This window comes from Sphingosinicella sp. SM1-17 (assembly GCF_056821765.1).
This window is the reverse complement of the sequence record NZ_JBPDIO010000001.1, coordinates 2,587,790-2,606,142: the sequence shown is the minus strand read 5'-3', so window position 1 is coordinate 2,606,142 and position 18,353 is coordinate 2,587,790. Positions and strand designations below refer to the sequence as shown.

Genomic DNA, 18,353 nt, shown 5'->3' with positions numbered 1-18,353 from the left:
CTTGACCGGGCAGCGCATCCTCACCCTGTCCACGGGGCTCGTTGCGGCGCTGGTGTCGCTGGCATTGACGAGTGCACCCGCTCGTTCACAGTCGAGCGAGACTGCCGTCATGGCCGAGTTCATCCCCAAATTCATCCGCTACGTGAGCTGGCCCGCGGCCGCAGCGCCGATGCCGCGCGAGCCCTTTCACCTTTGCGTGATCGGTCGGGATCCGTTCGGCCGGACTCTCGACCGAGCGGCAGAGAAGGAGAGGATCGACGGCCGAGGCGTGCTGGTCCGTCGAATGCCGTCTGTCGATCGCGCACCTGGCTGCCACCTGGCCTTCGTCCAGGGCTCCAGCCCCGAAGAAACCGAACGCCTTCTCCGCGGGCTCCGGGGGCACTCGATCCTGACGGTGACCGAAGGCGGGTCAGGTCGGCAGCGCGGAATGATCCATTTCATTCTGTCCCGAGGTCGGGTGCGATTCTTCATCGATGAAGCGGCTGCATTCGATCATCGGCTTTCGATCAGCTCGCGGCTCCTCGCCTTGGCACTTGGCGTTCGACAGAGACGTCCATGAGGCTCAGACCCTTCAGCGGTCTCGGTACCCGGCTCACTAACGCCCCGGCAACGATCGTCCTGACCGTTGCTCTGCTTCTGCTCGCCGGCATCGGAATCATCGTCCAGAACGAAGCCGCCTATCGCGACCTCCAGGCCCAGCAGACGAGAGTTCAGGCGGAGATACTCGCCGCCAGCGTCTCCGCCGCGCTCGACTTCGGCGACCGGGAGGCCGCGCAGGAGGCGGTGGACGCGATCCGGGTAAACCGACAGGTCCGGACGGTCGGCGTCTACGATTCCGGGGGAGCCCGTCTGGCGGGCTATGGCCGCGACGGCAGTCAACCGCCCGAACGGCCGGACGGCCCGGCGGCACAGGCCGGCAGCGCCGTGGCGTCGACGGTGCCGGTGCTGAGCGGTGGCGAACCGATCGGGAGCGTTTATCTTGCCGTGGATCCGGAGCCGGTTGCCCGCCGCCTGACTCGCTATATCGTTATCGGCCTCTTCTTCCTGATGGCCACGCTTGTCGTGGTGGTGCTCGCAATCGGTCAGAATGCTCTGCGGCGGGCCAATGTCGAACTCGAGAATAGGGCTCGAGCGCTTGTTCAGGCCAATGCCGAACTCACCGTTCAGATCAGCGAACGCACCAAGGCCGAAGACCAGCTGCGTCAATCGCAGAAGCTTCAAGCGCTCGGCCAATTGACGGGCGGAATCGCCCATGATTTCAACAATCTGCTGACGGTCATTCAAGGCTCGGCGGATATGCTGCGGCGCCCGGACCTGACCGAAGCGAAGCGCATGCGCTTCGCCGAATCGGTGGTTCAGGCGGCCAACCGGGCTGCTGCTCTTACTGGTCAGCTGCTCGCCTTCGCTCGGCGGCAGCCGCTTCAGCCGGAGGTGATCGATGTCAACGAACTGATCAGGGGCATGACCGAACTGCTTGACCGAACGCTTGGCGAGCGCATGAACGTTCGGACGGAACTGGCCGATGATGCCTGCGCCGTCGAGGCGGACCGGGCACAGCTCGAATCCGCGCTCCTGAACATTGCCGTCAACGCGCGCGATGCGATGCCGGAAGGTGGCCAGCTGACGATCAGGACAGAGCGGCACCAGGATTCGAAATCGGGAGCTATGGTCGCGATCTTGGTTTCCGATACCGGCACCGGAATGGATCCGGAGACGCTCAACCGCGCGATCGAACCCTTTTTCACGACAAAGTCGACCGGCAAGGGCACCGGACTGGGGCTAAGCCAGGTTTACGGCTTCGCGACCCAATCGGGCGGCGATGTCCGGATCACCAGCGTTCTTGGCGAGGGCACCACCGTCACTCTGTTGCTGCCCTGCAGCCGCGAATCCGCGCAAGCTGAAGCACGCCAGGATCTCGGCCTTTCCGAAGCCCACCGGCGCGGTCGGATCCTGCTCGTCGAGGACAATGAGGAAGTGGGCGAGTTCGCCGAGATCCTGCTCACCGAACTGGGCCACAGCGTTACCCGCGCCACCTCCGGTGAGCGAGCGCTCGAACTTGCTCGGGTCGATCCCTTCGACGCCGTCTTCACCGACATCGTGATGCCGGGAATGAGCGGGATCGAACTTGCCGACGCTCTCAAGCGCGAACGGCCTGACCTCCCCGTCATCCTGACCACCGGATACAGCGAACAGGCGGTGGCTTCGGGAACGGGCGGAAGGCCCGTTCTCCTCAAACCCTATCGGCTCGAGACACTCGCCACGGCGCTCGATCAGGCCCTTGGAGCCCCCGATCGACCCTAGGCTTCGGAAGATCCTTCGCCCATCGCGGCCCCGCTGCCGCTGAGTTCAGGATCCTCGACATCGACGACGGCTTCCGCTTCGTCCTCGCTTTCCTCGATCCGGGCCGCCGAGACGACATGCTCGCCCTCGGCGACACGGAAGATCGTGACTCCCTGAGTGTTGCGGCCGGCGATCCGGATGTCCGCCACCGTTGTGCGAATCAGCTTGGCCTGGTCGGTGACCAGCATGAGCTGCTCGCCATTATGGGCCGGGAAACTGGCCACCACGGGGCCGTTGCGCGCCGAGGTCTCGATATTGGTGATCCCCTGTCCGCCGCGGTTCGTTCGGCGATACTCGAAGGCGGAAGTCCGCTTGCCATAGCCGTTCGCAGTGACAGTGAGGATGAACTCCTCCGCTGCCGCGAAATCCGCCATCCGCTCCGCGCTGAGGGTCGGCTCGTTGCGATTCTCCTTCCACGGCGCCGCGCGAAGATAGGCTTCACGTTCTTCCGTCGTCGCGTCGAAGCCCTTCAGGATCGAGAGGGAGATGACCTCGTCGTCCTGCTGGAGATTGATTCCGCGAACGCCCGTCGACGTGCGGCTCTGAAACTCCCGGACGGCCGTCGCCTCGAAGCGGATTGCCTTGCCGTTACGGGTAGCGAGCAGGACATCATCCTCTTCCGTCAGGAGGGCAACGCCGATGAGTCGGTCGGTCGCGTCCTCGTCGAACCGCATCGCGAACTTGCCGTTCGACGGAATGTTGGCGAACGCGTCCATCGAGTTGCGCCGGACACTGCCATGAGCGGTTGCGAAGATGACGTGCAGATCCTTCCACTCTTCCTCATTCTCCGGGAGCGGAAGGACCGTCGAGATCGTCTCGCCCTCCGCGAGCGGGAGGAGGTTCACCATGGGCCGGCCGCGAGCCTGGGCCGCGCCTTCCGGGAGTCGCCACACCTTGAGCCGGTAGACCTTGCCGTGCGTCGAAAAGAACAGGACCGGAGTATGGGTGGACGTCACGAACAGGTTGGTGACCGCATCTTCGTCCTTGGTCGCCATTCCCGCTCGGCCCTTGCCGCCCCGCCGCTGGGCTCGGAACGTGGCGAGCGGCGTCCGCTTGATGTAGCCGCCCATGGTCACCGTCACGACCATGTCCTCGCGTTCGATCAGGTCCTCATCGTCAATCCCGTCCGCGGCCGGCGCGATCTCCGTCACTCGGGGAGTCGCGAAGGCTTCTGCGATCTCGTCGAACTCCTGCCGCATCACGGCATAGAGCTTCACTCGATCCGCAAGGATTTCGAGCAGGGCGCTGATCGACGAAGCGAGTTGCCTGAGTTCGCCGGCAATCTCGTCCCGACCCAGAGCGGTGAGGCGGTGCAAGCGCAGGTCGAGGATCGCCTTCACCTGAGCGTCGGAAAGGCGGTAGGTGTCGCCGTCGACCTCATGCTCGACGGCTTCGACGAGAGCGATGTAAGCCGCGATCTCGGCAACCGGCCAGTCTCGCGCCAGCAATGCGGCGCGCGCTTCGGCCGGCGAAGCCGAACCGCGGATGATCCGAACCACCTCGTCCAGGTTGGTCACCGCGATGACGAGTCCGAGCAAAAGATGCGCCCGCTCCCGCGCCTTGGCCAACTCATATTTCGACCGGCGAGTGATCACTTCCTCGCGGAAGCGAACGAAGGATTCGATGATGTCGCGAAGGTTGAGCGTCTCGGGCCGGCCGCCGCGAATGGCGAGCATGTTCGCCGGGAAGCTCGACTGGGCCGGAGTATGCCGCCAGAGTTGGTTCAGCACGACTTCGGGCGTTGCGTCCCGCTTCAGGTCGATCACGACCCGGACGCCTTCCCGATTGGACTCGTCGCGAATGTCCGCGACCCCTTCGATCCGCTTGTCCTTGGCGGCCTCGGCAATGCGCTCGACGAGGCCGGACTTTCCGACCTGGAAGGGCATCGAGGTAAGCACGATCGACCGGCGGTCGCCGCGCCCCTCCTCGATCTTGTGCCTGGCCCGCATGATGATCGAGCCTCGCCCGTTCTGGTAGGCGGCCCGGGCCCCTGCCTGGCCGAGGATCAGGGGCGCGGTCGGGAAATCGGGGCCGGGGATATGCTCCATCAACCCTTCCACGGTGATGGAAGGATCGTCCATATAGGCTTTGCAGGCGGCGATGACCTCGCCCAGATTGTGCGGCGGGATGTTGGTCGCCATTCCGACCGCGATCCCCCCCGCCCCGTTGACGAGCAGGTTGGGAAAGCGCGCCGGAAGAACCTGAGGCTCTTCGCGCGACGCGTCATAATTGGGGGTGAAGTCGACCGTGTCCTTGTCGAGATCGTCGAGCAGGGTCATGGCGACCCAGGCGAGACGGGCCTCGGTGTAACGCATCGAGGCCGGCGGATCGGGATCCATCGATCCGAAATTCCCCTGGCCATCGATCAGCGGCACCCGCATCGACCAGTCCTGAGTCATTCGGGCGAGCGCATCGTAGATCGCGGAATCGCCATGCGGGTGGTAGTTGCCCATGACGTCGCCGACGATCTTGGCCGACTTGCGATAAGGGCGCCCGGCGACGAAGCCGCCCTCCTGGCACGCATAGAGTATCCGGCGATGCACCGGCTTCAGCCCGTCGCGCACATCGGGCAGCGCCCGTGCGACGATCACGGACATCGCATAATCGAGATAGGAGGTCTTCATCTCGTCGACGATGGAGACCGGGGAGATGTCGCTGGGTTCGATGGTCGGCGGTGCGCTGGCCAATGGATGTTCCTGAAATTGTCTGTAAGTGAAGCGCCGAAGCGCAGGTTCTCGAGTGGCGCGACCCTAGCGGATGGTTCCGCCCAGCGCCACCCCGCGCGCACGCGTACGCGCGCGCAGGAAAGAGACATAGTAAACCGTTGTTTTCATGCAAGCTTTCGGCTCGCCGCAGTTCAAGCGCCGTTCATTGCCCCGCCTCTAGAAAGGGCTTGGCATAAGCGGTAGAAGCCACCGCCCAAATGCCAGTCCTGGGCAGGGGCAAACAGGGAGGATCCTCGATGACGGTTTCGAAGGCGGCGCTGGCTGCGATGGCGATCTTCTGCGGCTCGGCCTTCCTCGTTCCGTCGCCGCTCGATGCTCAACAGCCGGCCCAGCGCAGCCTCACGCTCACTCGCGAAGAGCGCACGGCGCTTCAGGCACTTGCCGCCGCCGCTGCGGGAAGCGATCGCGCGGCTCAGGATACCGCCCTCACCGCCGCGCGTGCGGCGGTTCGGGGCGCCGACGGACGCTACGCCCTCGCCCATTATCAGCTTCAGATCGGCCGCGCCCGAGGCGACGGTCAGATGCTGGCCCAGGCTGTGGATGCAATTGTCGAAAGCGGATTGGCACAGCCGGACGAGCTGCCCTCGCTGCTCGCCAACCAGGCATCCAGGGCCTATTTCGCCAACGAGTTCCAGCGCGCCGACCGCCTGCTCGCCCGCGTGATCGAGCTTCAGCCCAACAATGCGGCTTTGCTCGCCGATTACGGCCAGGTGAAGGCTCGGATGGGTGATCGCCAACAGGCGGTCGCTTTGATCCAGCGGGCCATCGCCGCCCACCGGGCCTCTGGACAGGAGGCGCCGGAAAGCTGGTACAAGCGCGCCGTGGCGCTCGCTCTCGAAGCGAGACTCGGGCCGCAAAGCATTGCCTTCGCCCGGGATCTGGTGTCCGCCTATCCCAGTGCGATCAACTGGCGCGACGCCTTGCTCGTTTACCGGCAATCGTCGCAGCCGGACCCGGCGCTCAATCTCGACATCTTCCGGTTGATGCGCGCCGCGCAGGCGCTGAGCGGCGAGCGCGACTATCTGGAATTCGCCGCCGCCGCCGGTGTCTCGGCCCAGGCCGGCTTCCGCTCGCCGATCGGCGAGACGCTTTCCGGCGAGGCCAAGGCCGTGATCGACGAAGGACTGGCCCGAGGCATGCTCGATTCCGGCGAAGCCGTCGTCCGACAGATCAATACGACCAACAACCCGCGCGCGGCGCGGGAGCGGTCCGGGCTTGCGGCCCTTCGAACGCGCGCTCTCGCGGCCACGAGCGGCAGCCAGGCGCGCGCCGCCGCCGACGTCCATTTCGGCCATGGTCAATATGCCGAAGCGGCCGAACTTTATTCTGCCGCGCTGCAGAAAGGCGGCGAGGATGCCAATCTGGTCAACTCGCGCCTTGGCGCCGCATTGGCGCTGGCCGGCCGCAAGGCGGAGGCCGAGGCGGCGCTCCGGGCCGTCACCGGCCCGCGGGCCGATCTCGCCGGCTTCTGGCTCGTTTGGCTGGCGCGGCAAGGCGCCTGATCCGGTCACAAATCCGCGTCCTCGGACGCTCGAAGGAGGTATGTCAATGAAGGTTTCCAACGTCGCTCTGGCCGCGGCCCTGCTCGTCGGGAGCTCGGTCCTGATTGTCGACAGCGCCGACGCGCAGCGCCAGCGCCAGCGGCAACAGCAGCAGCAGGAGCAGCAGCAGCAAAATCCCCTGGCACAGATGACCGCGGAGGAACGGGCTGCGGTCACGCCGCTCATCACTGCCGTTCAGGCCCAGGACTGGGCTGCGGCAACCGCTGCCCTGCCGGCCGCTCAAGCCGCGGCGCAGTCGCCTCACGCACGTTATGTCGTCGGCCTCCAGCAGTTCGACATTGGAAGAGGCACTCAGAACGCGCAGCTTCAGGCGCAGGGAACCGAGGCGATGCTGGCGAGCGGAGTCGCTCCGCCTGAAAATCTGCGGCCGTTGCTCAACAACCGGGCCAATTTCGCCATTCAGTCCGAAAACTGGGCCGTGGCGGAAGAGACCCTGGCTCGGTTGGTCGAGCTTGAGCCGACGAACTCGGACAGGATCTGGCAACTTGCCGAGGTTAAGATCCGGCTCAACAAGAATCCGGAGGCGCTTGGGCTCTACCAGCGCATCATCCAGATTGGCGAGGAAAGCGGCCAGCGCGCCAGCCAGGAGCGCTATCGCCGGGCCTACGATCTCGCGATGAACACGCGCAACGCGGCTGCAGCCGCCGAGCTTCAGCAAAAGCTTCTTCAGGCTTATCCGACCGCGGAAAATATCGGGCTGGGACTCGTCAATCTTCGTCGTACGGCGACCAGCGATGCAGCGCTCGCCATCGATATCCGCCGACTCATGCGCGCGGCCGGCACCTTCAGCAGCGGTGACGAATATGTCGAATTTGCCGATCGCCTGAACCGTGCCGGACTGCCGGGCGAAGCGAAAGCCGTGCTCCAGGAGGGCACGAGCAGCGGCCGTATCCCGGCGAGCGATGCCGAAGCGCGCCAGATGCTCGCTACTGCCACCCAACGGGCAGCCGAGGATGAACGCAGTCTCGCGGCAACCCGAACCCGGGCCCTGGCAGCCTCGACCGGACGGGAGGCGCGGATCGCCGGCGACCTCTATTTCGGCAATGGTCAATATGCTCAGGCCGCCGAGCTCTACCGTGCGGCCCTGCAGAAGGGCGGCGAAGACGCCAATCTCCTGAACACGCGTCTCGGTGCGGCGCTTGCGCTTGCCGGCCAGCGTGCGGAAGCCGAAACCGCCCTCCGGGCGGTCACCGGCCCTCGTGCCGAGCTGGCCAATTACTGGCTGCTCTGGCTGAGCCGCCCGGCCAGCTGAGCCGAAGCGATCGGAAAGCGGGGGCGTCGGTGCGAACCGGCGCCCCTATTCTTTCCTAAGTCGAACGCGTCCCGATTTGCGACGCGACAAATCCGGCTCTTTCGCCTTGCCTCCGAAGCGTTTACCCGTTGGGCTTTGGAGCCGCGTCGCTTCGACCGGCCGGGCTGAGGACGGCATGCGCTTCGACGACATGATTGCGACCGTGCTGGCACTGCCGTCGGAACGCACTGACCAACAAGCCGCCAAATGGCGCCAGCTCGTCGACCTGCTGGCGCAACGCCGGTTGCGGGACTCGAGCGAAACCGTCGACCGCGCTTATGCCTTTCTGCGTCACCACCGAAGCGAAGTCGACGCGGCTTCGCGGCAGCAGTCGGCCCGGGCGCTTGCCGGGCTTCGAGTCGACCCAGAACTGATCGTCTTCTTCGCCGAGGACAGTCCGGCGGTGGCCGCACCTTTGATCACCGGTGCCCGAGTCGAAAGCCGCGAGTGGCTCGACATTCTGCCCCGCCTCGGCCCGACGGCGCGATCGCTTATTCGCCATCGCCGCGACCTAACCGCCGAAGTGAAGCAGGCACTTGCTGCGTTCGGGTCGAGCGACTTCGTCCTTGCTGCTTCGCTCGGGGCGGCGAGTGGGCCGTCGACTCCGGACCTCCAGGGCGAGTCCCAGATACGCCAGCTGGTCGATCGGATCGAAGCCTATCGCCGACTCAAGGAAGAGGATCGCCGACCGGTCGACCCCGCCGAAGCTCGGCCGACCGAGGGCTTCCGCTGGGAGACGGGCAATGACGGCGTCCTGCGCTGGGTGGAAGGCGCGCCCCGCGAGCCGCTGGTCGGGCAGACGATCGCCGCCACCGCCGTGATCGGACGTTTTGGCGTCGATGGCCAGGCAGCCGGAGCCTTCGAAAAGCGCGCGCCGTTCCGCGACGCCCGCTTCACCGTCCCCGGTGAAGGCGCCGCCTCCGGCGAATGGCGCATTTCCGGCGTTCCCTTCTTCGATCCGGCCAGGGGATCCTTTCTCGGCTATCGCGGCACGGCCCGTCGACCTCGACTGGACGAGATTGCCCATGTGCCTCCACCCGGATTGTTCGGCACCCAATTGCCGGCCGACGCGCTGCGACAGCTGGTTCACGAGCTTCGCACGCCGCTCAACGCGATCGTCGGCTTCGCGGAGATGATCGAGGGTCAGATCATGGGTCCGGCGGCAAGTGGGTATCGCGAGCGGGCGACCGGCATCGTCGAGCAGGCCCGGCGGTTGCTTTCGGCCGTCGACGATCTCGACACGGCGGCACGAATCGAAACTCGCCGCCTCCAGCTCGACGAAGGTGTCGTCGACGCTGCCGCACTGATTGCCCGCCTGCACCCTTCCTACGAGCAACTTGCGCTGGAGCGCGGATCGCACCTCCGGCTGGACGTCGCCGCGGGGCTTCCGCCGGCCCGCGCCGAAGCCGCCGCTGCCGAACGCATGTTCTCACGCCTTTTGGCGGCGACGATCGGGCTCGCCCGGGCCGACGAGACGATCGGCGTCTCGGTGGAGTTGGTTCATCGAGGCGACCGGGCGATGCTTCGACTTTCGCTTGATCGCCCGGAGGCCGTGGAAGGCTTGTCCGAAGCGGCCATGCTGGACCCCGGCTACAGCCCCGACGGGGACTGGCCGGGCGCGCCTGCGCTTGGCCTCGGCTTTGCCCTCAGGCTCGTTCGGAACCTCGCCGAAGCGGTCGGCGGAGCGCTCGTCATCGAGAATGCACGAATATCGCTCTTCCTCCCGGCGCTGATCGATTCACCGGCCGAGGCGGAGCCGAGCGAAGGCCAGGCTTGAACATCGCCATCGAGCCACCAGCTTCATCGCCATCTTCCGCTGCGGCTCAATATCTGCCATCGCGGCGGCGGCGTGGGCCTGTAGCTCAACGGTAGAGCCGGCCGCTCATAACGGCTTGGTTGCAGGTTCGAATCCTGCCGGGCCCACCAATTCCTGATCGAAGCTCGTCTTCGATTGCGGAAAGACGGACGCTTCCGTCTTCCTTCTTGCGTCGGGCCACAGTACCAGCCGGGTCCGGACAGTGTCGGGGAGTAGCGCAGTCTGGTAGCGCATCTGCTTTGGGAGCAGAGGGTCGCAGGTTCGAATCCTGTCTCCCCGACCATCAACCGGCTCCAGGAAAGCATCCGGGGGATGCTTTCCGTCGGTCGATCTGCCGGAGGCATCCGCTCCCGCCCCTGCCCGGCTCTCACGCGTAAAGATCGACCACCTCCGCCTCGGGCAACACCGCTTCACGCAGGATCGTTCGGTGGCATTGCGCCGGATCCCGCTCGAAGCAGAGCAGAGCCGAGGCTTTCTCCTCGGCAAGCACCTTCATCCGCTCTGCTTCGACGATCGCCTCGGGCATGTGGAGCTGCTCGGCATAGATGCGTTCGAGAGCGGCGATGTCGCCCCGTCGCGCGGCTTCGCGACCGGCCGGCGGGGTGCCGAGCGCCTTGAGGTGCACATAGTCGATTCCCGCCTCTCTCAGCCCGGCAGCAAGAATATTCTTGGAGAATCCGGGCTTGCGCGAACTGGGCACGGCTCGGACATCGATCACCCGCTCCACGCCCGAAGCCCGGAGCGCGGCAATGAATTCGGCCTGGGTCGATCCTTCATAGCCGATGGTGAAGATCCGCACGCCCTTTCTCCCTCAGTCCGAAACCCCTATCTGCGCCCTCATGACAGCCCAAGTCCATATCATCGGCGGCGGCCTCGCCGGATCGGAAGCTGCCTGGCAGCTCGCTCAGGCAGGCGTGAAGGTTCGCCTGTCGGAGATGCGCGGCGGCGGCGACATGACGCCGGCTCACCACACGGACGGACTCGCCGAACTGGTCTGCTCGAACAGCTTCCGGTCGGACGATTCGGAAAACAATGCGGTCGGGCTGCTCCATTCTGAAATGCGGGCGCTGGGCTCGTTGATCATGGCGGCCGGCGATTCGAACAAGGTGCCCGCCGGCTCCGCTCTTGCCGTGGATCGCGACGGCTTTTCCGCCCAGGTCACGCGAACGCTGCTCGAACATCCGAACGTGGAACTCGTCCGGGAGCGGATCGACTCGCTGCCCGGATCCGGGCTCACCATTGTGGCGACCGGGCCGCTGACGGCGATTCAGCTGGCGGAATCGATCGGCGCTGCGACCGGAGCCGAAGCCCTCGCCTTCTTCGATGCGATCGCCCCCATCGTCCATCACGACAGCATCGACATGGACGTGGCTTGGATGGCCTCGCGTTGGGACAAGGGGGAAACCAAGGACTATATCAACTGTCCGATGACGAAGGCGCAGTATGAAGCCTTCGTCCAGGGCCTGCTCGACGGCGAGAAGACCGATTTTCGCGACTGGGAAAAGAATACCCCCTATTTCGAAGGCTGCATGCCGATCGAGGTCATGGCGGAGCGCGGTGTCGACACTCTGCGGCACGGACCGATGAAGCCGTTTGGCCTGGACGATCCGCGCACGGGCCGCTGGCCGCACGCCGTCGTCCAGTTGCGGCAGGACAATGCCCTCGGCACCTTGTGGAACATGGTCGGTTTTCAGACCAAGCTCAAACATGGCGAACAGGTGCGGCTGTTCCGAACCATTCCCGGCCTCGAAAATGCGGAGTTCGCCCGGCTTGGCGGCCTTCACCGCAACACCTTCATCAACTCGCCTCAGCTCCTCGACGGAAGCTTGCGCCTGCGGACGGCGCCGCACATCCGCTTCGCAGGCCAGATCACCGGCTGCGAAGGCTATGTCGAATCGGCCGCCATCGGGCTTCTGGCTGGCCGCTTCGCCGCTTCGGAGCTGAAGGGCGAGTCCTTGACCCCTCCCCCGCCGACAACCGCGCTCGGCGCCCTGCTCGGACATATTACCGGCGGCGCCGATGCCGAGATCTACCAGCCGATGAACGTCAATTTCGGCCTCTTCCCGCCGATCGTCGGCAAGATCCGCAAGGCCGAACGCAAGAAACTCTATACCGACCGGGCCAAGCGGGACCTCGGCCAATGGCTGGCCGGGTCGGTCGGCCGGGATTTTCCCGCCGGCTCCGAGTCGGTTCCCTCCCTGGCGCAATAAGCCGGTCGACAATCAGCAGGCGCAGTTCTGCCGGGCCGGGGCGCGCCGCCGCGGCGCCGTCGTGGCATATTCGGCGCGATTGAGGCTTCGATCGCGATTGGAATCCGCTTCGGCGAACTTATCGGAGGTTCGAACCGCCCACTCCTCGAAGCTCAGACGGCCATCGCCATTGGCGTCGAGCCGGGCGAAGGCCCGCCTGCGGGGCTGATAAAGCTCCTCGAGGGTGATCCGACCATTCTTGTCCCGGTCGGCGCGGTCGAAGCGGCGTTCCTCCTTTGTCCGGGCATCGGCAGCTGGAGGAGTCGGCGGAGTACTCGCTTGCTCGCCGGCAGGCGCTTCTTCCGCTGCCGGCGGTGGTAGCGGCATCGGATCCTCCTGCTGGGCCATTCCCTTCCAGATGAAGAAACCGGCTGCGACGAGCAGCAAGGCAGAACCCACGCCGGCGAAGTATCGAAGCATAACGCCTCCCTCGTCAGCCGAAGCTAACGCTCTTCGAAGCAATTGCCAAATGCACCCGGCGACTAGCGCCCGGTGAGGCGATGGTGGAACATGATCAGCATTCTCTGGGGCGAGCCCTGGACTTCCCATTCGTTCGGTCCGCGCCGAGCATCTCTGGCAGCAAGCCTGGAAAGCATGCCGAGCGGCCGAAGCCGGGACGGCCAGCGCGAAAGGTCGTCCTGTTGCAGGGCCAGTTGCGTCGCCGATCGCGCCTCGTCCTTGTTCGAGCTGTGTCGGGCGAAGTCCATCAGCGCCCAACAGGCGCCGGGTCCCGCCACCGCCGGCTCGCCGATACCGAGCAGGCGGGCCGAATGGAGGAAGAGCAGGCCGCCGCGCTTGGCTCCGTAAAGCCCGAGTTCGTCGTCGGTCAGCCGATCAGGCGTCACCAGCGTCGCCCAGCCTTCCTCCATCTCGGCCAGTTCGGCCCCGGTAACGCCCGCAGGAAGCACCCACCCGGCGAGCGCCTGAAGCACCGGCTCGGCCGGCGGCGGCGCCTTGTCGAGTCGTTCCAGCGCCTCGCGCCACCAGGCGAGCCTGATCCGGCTGATCATCGGCTCACGGCCGGTCGCCAGCACCGAGGCCAAAGCGAGATCGAGGTTCCAGAGCGCTTCCACCGCCGGGCGTGAACCAGCCGGAACATAAGCGAGCGAAAGACGCCGGTCGTGATCCAGTTCGAGGCTCATTCGGCCGTCCTCCGCCGCGCTGAGCGCAGAGGCGGTTCGGTCCTCCCCCGCAAAGGGGGGAGGGGCGAACTCATCGATAGCAGACCTTGCGGGCCGCCTCGACGACGTCCTCCGCCTTGATCAGCGCCATTTTCTCGAGATTGGCGGCATAAGGCAGCGGCACGTCGGCGTCGGTCACTCGAAGAACCGGTGCGTCGAGATCGTCGAAGCCTTCTTCCATGGCGATGGCCATCAGCTCGGAGGAGATGGAGCAGACCGGCCAGCCTTCCTCGACGCAGACCATGCGGTTGGTCTTGGCGAGGCTCCGGAGCACCGTTTCCCTGTCGAGCGGGCGCAAGGTCCGAAGGTCGATCACCTCCGCCTCGATTCCTTCGCCCGAAAGTCGCTCCGCCGCATCCAGGGCGACTCCGACGCCGATCGAATAGCTGACGATGGTCACGTCCGTGCCCTCGCGAGCAATCCGCGCCTTGCCAATCGGAAGCACGTAATCGTCCAGCTTGGGAACGTCGAAGCTCTGGCCGTAGAGGAGCTCGTTCTCCAGAAAGACGATCGGATCCTCGGACCGGATCGCCGCCTTGAGCAGCCCCTTGGCGTCGGCCGCCGAATAAGGTGCGATCACCACCAGACCGGGGACGCTGGCATACCAGGGGCCATAATTCTGGCTGTGCTGCGCCCCCACCCGGGCGGCTGCGCCGTTGGGGCCGCGGAAGACGATCGGGCAGCGCATCTGGCCACCCGACATGTAATTGGTCTTCGCCGCCGAGTTGATGATGTGATCGATCGCCTGCATGGCGAAATTGAAGGTCATGAATTCGATGATCGGCCTCAGGCCGCCCATCGCCGCGCCGGTGCCGACTCCGGCAAATCCATATTCGGTGATCGGCGTGTCGATAACCCGCCGCGCTCCGAACTCGTCGAGCAGGCCCTGCGTGACCTTGTAGGCGCCCTGATATTCGGCGACCTCCTCGCCCATCACGAAGACCCGTTCGTCGCGGCGCATTTCCTCGGCCATCGCGTCGCGAAGCGCTTCGCGGACCGTCTGACGCACCGTTTCGGTGCCTTCGGGCACTTCCGGTTCCTCGACGCTGCGCTGGACCGCAGCGACGAGCTGTCCGGCCCCGGTGTTCATCTCCGTCTCGGTCGACTGAGATTTCGATTCCGGCTCGGTCTTCTGATCGCTCGGCTGCTCGACCTGGGCGGTGGCGCCGTCCCCGCTCGTCGAAGGCGCCGCTGACGCCTCTTCCCCGTCTTCGGCGATCAGCGCGATCACCGTTCCGACCTTCACCTCGTCGGTTCCTTCCGGGACGAGGATCCGGGCGATCCGACCTTCGTCGACGGCTTCGAATTCCATCGTCGCCTTGTCCGTCTCGATCTCCGCGATGACGTCACCCGCGGAGACTTCATCCCCTTCCTTGACGAGCCATTTGGCGAGCGTTCCCTCCTCCATCGTTGGAGAAAGCGCAGGCATTTTGAGTTCGATCGGCATCAGTAGCTCCCGACCAGCACGTCGGTATGGAGTTCGGAAGGATCAGGCTCGGGCGCCTGTTCGGCGAAATCGGCAGCTTCGGCCACGATCGCCTTGATTTCGTTGTCGATCTTCTTGATCTCGTCGGCTGAGACTCCGGCAGCCTCGAGCTCGCGCTTGACCGCTTCGATCGGGTCGGACTTTTCCCGCACCGCTTGAACCTCTTCGCGCGAACGATATTTTGCCGGGTCCGACATGGAATGGCCGCGGTAGCGATAGGTCTTGAGCTCGAGCAGGACGGGTCCCTTGCCGGAGCGCACCCAGTCGATCACGGTTTCGGCGGCGCCGCGAACCGCCAGCACGTCCATTCCGTCGACCTGGATTCCCGGGATCCTGAAGCTCTCGCCACGGCGATAGAGCTGGTCCTCGGCCGAGGACCGGTTGACGCTGGTCCCCATGGCATATTGGTTGTTCTCGATCACATAGATGATCGGGAGCTTCCAAAGCTCCGCCATGTTGAAGCTCTCGTAGACCTGGCCCTGATTGGCGGCGCCGTCCCCGAAATAAGCGAGGCACACTCCGCCATCGCTTTCATATTTGTGCTTGAAGGCGAGACCGGTGCCGAGGCTCACCTGAGCGCCGACAATGCCATGCCCGCCATAGAATTTATGCTCCACGCTGAACATGTGCATGGAGCCGCCTTTGCCCTTGGAAATGCCGGCGGCTCGGCCGGTCAGCTCGGCCATGATCACCTTGGGATCGATTCCGTAAGCGAGCATATGGCCATGATCGCGATAGCCGGTGATCACCGAATCCTTGGCCGTATCGAGGGCCGACTGGAGTCCGACGGCGACCGCCTCCTGGCCGATATAAAGGTGACAGAAGCCGCCGATCAGCCCGAGCCCGTAAAGCTGGCCCGCCCGCTCTTCAAAGCGGCGGATCAGCAGCATCTGCCGATAGAATTCGAGCAGCTCGTCGCGGCTCGCCTGATAGCGCTGCGGTTCGGGCGGACGCTCGCGGTTGGGCCGTGCCGGCGGAGCCGACGCGGACTTGCTTTTGCTTGAGGCGCGCGGCGTGGAAGCTGCCTTGGCCACTCTCCAGCCCTTTCTTTATCCTGGCGGTTGGCTGGCGGCTCTATGGCGACAAACGCCCGCAGGCGCAACGCCCCCCGAGCCTGCCCGCTGACCGCCCGCCATCTAGCCGGCCGCCGGCTCGCACCGGCACCCCCGAACCTTCGGAAAGGCGATGGACGGCCTCCGGGCCGCTGGGAAAATCAGGGCCGCTGCGCCGTCGGCGCCGTCGGCTGGTCGTCAAGCTCGATGATCACTTCGTCGGGCCGGACAAGACCGAGTTCACGCCGGACCAGTTCCTCGGCCAGATCGGGATCGGCGCGACGCGGATCGAGCAGACGGGCGCGATGGGCGAGCCGCGCCCGCTCGGCCTCGAGCTGGGCAAGCTGGAGCGAGCGCTCTTCCTTGAGGCGCCGATAGTCGCCCCACGAAAGGACGCCATTGTCGCCGACGATCGCATAACCGAGAAAATTGACGATGACGAGCAGCCCCACGGCCGGCAGAGCCGCCCGCTTCATCAAGGCAAATGGATTTCGAACCCCCGTCATTAACTATCACAGAATCAGCAAAGCGCCGCAGAATCAAGCGTTTTGCGCCGATTCCCGAAAAAATCGGACAGGAGGAGCTTTCAAGCCTTCCGGCCGGCGAAAATTCCCCGCCCGGCATAGCGGCCGACGGCGCCCAGTTCCTCCTCGATCCGAAGCAGCTGGTTGTACTTGGCGAGCCGATCCGAACGCGCCAGGCTGCCGGTTTTGATCTGTCCGCAATTGGTGGCGACGGCGAGATCGGCGATCGTCGTATCCTCCGTTTCGCCCGACCGGTGCGACATGACGGAGGTATAGCCGGCGCGGTGAGCCGTCTCGACTGCCTCGAGAGTCTCGCTCAACGTGCCGATCTGGTTGACCTTGATCAGGATGGAATTGGCGAGCCCTTGGGCGATGCCCATCCGAAGCCGCTCGGGATTGGTGACGAAGAGATCGTCGCCGACGAGCTGGACCCCGTCGCCGATCCGCTCCGTCAGCGCTTTCCAGCCTTCCAGATCGTCCTCCGCCATCCCGTCCTCGATCGATCGGATCGGATAGTCGGCGCTGAGTTCGGCAAGATAGGCCGCCATCTCGTCCGGCGAAAGCGTCCGGCCCTCGCCTTCCATCCGATAGGCGCCCTCCTTGAAGAATTCCGTCGAGGCGCAGTCCAGCGCAAGAACGACATCATCGCCCGGCTTGTAACCGGCCTGCTCGACCGACTGCATGATGAAATCCAGCGCCTGGCGGGCCGATGCGAGGTTGGGGGCAAAGCCGCCTTCGTCGCCGACGGCGGTGGACAGGCCGGCCTCGTGGAGCCTCGCCTTCAGGACGTGGAAGATTTCGGCGCCGCAGCGAAGAGCCTCGGCGAAGCTCGGCGCGCCGATCGGCATCACCATGAATTCCTGGAAGTCGATCGGATTGTCGGCATGGGCCCCGCCATTGAGGATGTTCATCATCGGCACCGGCAGGGTCGCGGCCGACACTCCGCCGACATAGCGGTAGAGCGGGAGTCCGCGCGCGTCGGCCGCCGCCTTGGCCGCAGCCAGGCTTACCCCGAGGATCGCGTTGGCACCCAATCTCGACTTGTTCTCCGTTCCGTCCAGTTCGATCAGGGTGGCGTCGATTTCCGCCTGATCCTCGGCTTCCATTCCGACGATCGCCTGGGCGATCTCTCCTTTGACCGACTCGACGGCCTGGTCGACGCCCTTGCCGAGCCAGCGCGACTTGTCGCCGTCCCTCTTTTCGACCGCTTCATGGGCACCGGTGGACGCGCCGGACGGCACGGCGGCACGGCCCAGGCTGCCGTCTTCCAGCAGCGCTTCCACCTCCACGGTGGGATTGCCGCGGCTGTCGAGGATCGAACGGGCGTGAAGATCGATGATCGCGGTCATTTGTTCCGGCCTCGTTATGAGTTATGGGAAAGCTCGAGGGCCGCTTATCGGGCCCGGCAGGCCCGTGCAACTTTCGAGCACCGGACCGGAACGCAAGCCGCCCGGCAGGTGTTTCCGTGACGAGTTCAACCCGCCTGTTCAACAGTGGAGATGCTTATGCCCCCCCGCGAAACGGAACTTCCCGAAGGCACCGATCAGATCGTCAACGATGCCGGAGCCCAGGGCACCGCCAATGGTGGCGGCGCCAATAGCGGCGGCTTCGTCGCCAAGGGCGGCGGCGACACCGGCAACAAGGCCGGCGCCAGCGGCAGCGACGAAAGCGGCTCGGGAGGAACGACGGAAAAGCTGGTCGGGCAGGTCCGCGACCAGGTGTCCAGCCTGCGCGGACAGGCTACCGATCGGCTTCGCGGTTTTGCCGACGACGGCAAGTCCCGCGCCACCGATCTGCTCGACGACATTGCGGAGGTGATCGAGGATGCCGCACGCTCGATCGAGCAACGGCTCGGCGACGAATATGCCGGCTATGCGCGCGATGCTTCGTCCGCCGTCTCGGGATTGGCCGGTCGCGTCCGGGAGAAGAGCGTCGACGACATTGTCGATGATACGCGCGATTTCGTCCGCCGAAGCCCCGGAATGGCCATCGCGGCCGCAGCCGTGGTCGGTTTCGCGCTGATGCGGGTCGTCCGCACCGGGCTCGACCAGACCTCCGACGGATCCGGGTCAGGCCGCTCGAAGCGGTCCGGCAACGCCGACACGACAGCCAGCGGCGGGGCCTGA

Annotated in this window: 15 protein-coding genes and 2 tRNA genes; 9 read left to right on the top strand and 8 right to left on the bottom strand. The window is 65.4% G+C overall.

Features of this window, described 5'->3' with window-relative positions; all coding sequences use genetic code 11:
• The first annotated feature begins 1 nt into the window (after position 1).
• Positions 2–559, top strand: coding sequence for a YfiR family protein (locus ACRYLT_RS13070; RefSeq protein ID WP_482664526.1), 558 nt, complete (start codon positions 2–4; stop codon positions 557–559).
• Positions 556–2,301, top strand: coding sequence for an ATP-binding protein (locus ACRYLT_RS13065; protein WP_482664525.1), 1,746 nt, complete (start codon positions 556–558; stop codon positions 2,299–2,301). The genes ACRYLT_RS13070 and ACRYLT_RS13065 overlap by 4 nt, the downstream gene beginning before the upstream one ends.
• On the opposite strand, the gene gyrA is transcribed toward ACRYLT_RS13065, so the two are convergent.
• Complete coding sequence (gene gyrA, locus ACRYLT_RS13060) at positions 2,298–5,027, bottom strand: DNA gyrase subunit A (protein WP_482664524.1); 2,730 nt, start codon at positions 5,025–5,027, stop codon at positions 2,298–2,300. The two genes, ACRYLT_RS13065 and gyrA, sit on opposite strands and share 4 nt — an antisense overlap.
• A gap of 275 nt (positions 5,028–5,302) precedes the next feature.
• Here gyrA and ACRYLT_RS13055 point away from each other — a divergent pair, with 275 nt between their 5' ends.
• The 5 genes from ACRYLT_RS13055 to ACRYLT_RS13035 all read left to right on the top strand — a co-directional run bounded on the left by ACRYLT_RS13055 (position 5,303) and on the right by ACRYLT_RS13035 (position 10,018).
• A complete protein-coding gene (locus tag ACRYLT_RS13055) occupies positions 5,303–6,568 on the top strand; it encodes a hypothetical protein (protein WP_482664523.1) in 1,266 nt (421 codons plus the stop codon).
• Between the two features lie 46 nt (positions 6,569–6,614).
• The gene (locus ACRYLT_RS13050; RefSeq protein ID WP_482664522.1) at positions 6,615–7,880 is read left to right on the top strand and encodes a tetratricopeptide repeat protein; all 1,266 of its coding nucleotides are present in this window, start codon (positions 6,615–6,617) and stop codon (positions 7,878–7,880) included.
• A gap of 175 nt (positions 7,881–8,055) precedes the next feature.
• Positions 8,056–9,696 (top strand): sensor histidine kinase, encoded by a 1,641-nt coding sequence (locus ACRYLT_RS13045; RefSeq protein WP_482664521.1) that lies wholly within the window; start codon positions 8,056–8,058, stop codon positions 9,694–9,696.
• Positions 9,697–9,770: 74 nt separating this feature from the next.
• Positions 9,771–9,845, top strand: a tRNA-Ile gene (locus ACRYLT_RS13040).
• Between the two features lie 96 nt (positions 9,846–9,941).
• Positions 9,942–10,018 (top strand) — tRNA-Pro (locus ACRYLT_RS13035).
• 84 nt (positions 10,019–10,102) lie between these two features.
• On the opposite strand, the gene ACRYLT_RS13030 is transcribed toward ACRYLT_RS13035, so the two are convergent.
• Positions 10,103–10,534, bottom strand: coding sequence for a DUF488 domain-containing protein (locus ACRYLT_RS13030; protein WP_482664520.1), 432 nt, complete (start codon positions 10,532–10,534; stop codon positions 10,103–10,105).
• Between the two features lie 40 nt (positions 10,535–10,574).
• Between ACRYLT_RS13030 and trmFO the strand changes: the two genes are divergently transcribed.
• Positions 10,575–11,945, top strand: coding sequence for a methylenetetrahydrofolate--tRNA-(uracil(54)-C(5))-methyltransferase (FADH(2)-oxidizing) TrmFO (gene trmFO / locus ACRYLT_RS13025; protein WP_482664519.1), 1,371 nt, complete (start codon positions 10,575–10,577; stop codon positions 11,943–11,945).
• Positions 11,946–11,957: 12 nt separating this feature from the next.
• Here trmFO and ACRYLT_RS13020 read toward each other — a convergent pair whose 3' ends face one another.
• From ACRYLT_RS13020 to eno, 6 genes are all read right to left on the bottom strand, one after another.
• On the bottom strand, positions 11,958–12,404 hold the full coding sequence (locus ACRYLT_RS13020; protein ID WP_482664518.1) for an EF-hand domain-containing protein: 447 nt from the start codon (positions 12,402–12,404) through the stop codon (positions 11,958–11,960).
• Between the two features lie 62 nt (positions 12,405–12,466).
• The gene (locus ACRYLT_RS13015; protein WP_482664517.1) at positions 12,467–13,126 is read right to left on the bottom strand and encodes a squalene/phytoene synthase family protein; all 660 of its coding nucleotides are present in this window, start codon (positions 13,124–13,126) and stop codon (positions 12,467–12,469) included.
• Positions 13,127–13,196: 70 nt separating this feature from the next.
• Complete coding sequence (locus ACRYLT_RS13010) at positions 13,197–14,612, bottom strand: pyruvate dehydrogenase complex E1 component subunit beta (RefSeq protein ID WP_482664516.1); 1,416 nt, start codon at positions 14,610–14,612, stop codon at positions 13,197–13,199.
• Positions 14,612–15,685 (bottom strand): pyruvate dehydrogenase (acetyl-transferring) E1 component subunit alpha, encoded by a 1,074-nt coding sequence (gene pdhA, locus ACRYLT_RS13005; RefSeq protein ID WP_482664515.1) that lies wholly within the window; start codon positions 15,683–15,685, stop codon positions 14,612–14,614. Before pdhA ends, ACRYLT_RS13010 begins: the two co-directional genes overlap by 1 nt.
• A gap of 179 nt (positions 15,686–15,864) precedes the next feature.
• The gene (locus tag ACRYLT_RS13000) at positions 15,865–16,209 is read right to left on the bottom strand and encodes an FtsB family cell division protein (protein ID WP_482664514.1); all 345 of its coding nucleotides are present in this window, start codon (positions 16,207–16,209) and stop codon (positions 15,865–15,867) included.
• Positions 16,210–16,289: 80 nt separating this feature from the next.
• Complete coding sequence (eno, locus tag ACRYLT_RS12995) at positions 16,290–17,576, bottom strand: phosphopyruvate hydratase (protein ID WP_482664513.1); 1,287 nt, start codon at positions 17,574–17,576, stop codon at positions 16,290–16,292.
• A 156-nt stretch (positions 17,577–17,732) separates the two neighbouring features.
• Between eno and ACRYLT_RS12990 the strand changes: the two genes are divergently transcribed.
• Positions 17,733–18,353, top strand: a complete 621-nt coding sequence (locus tag ACRYLT_RS12990) for a hypothetical protein (RefSeq protein ID WP_482664512.1) — start codon at positions 17,733–17,735, stop codon at positions 18,351–18,353.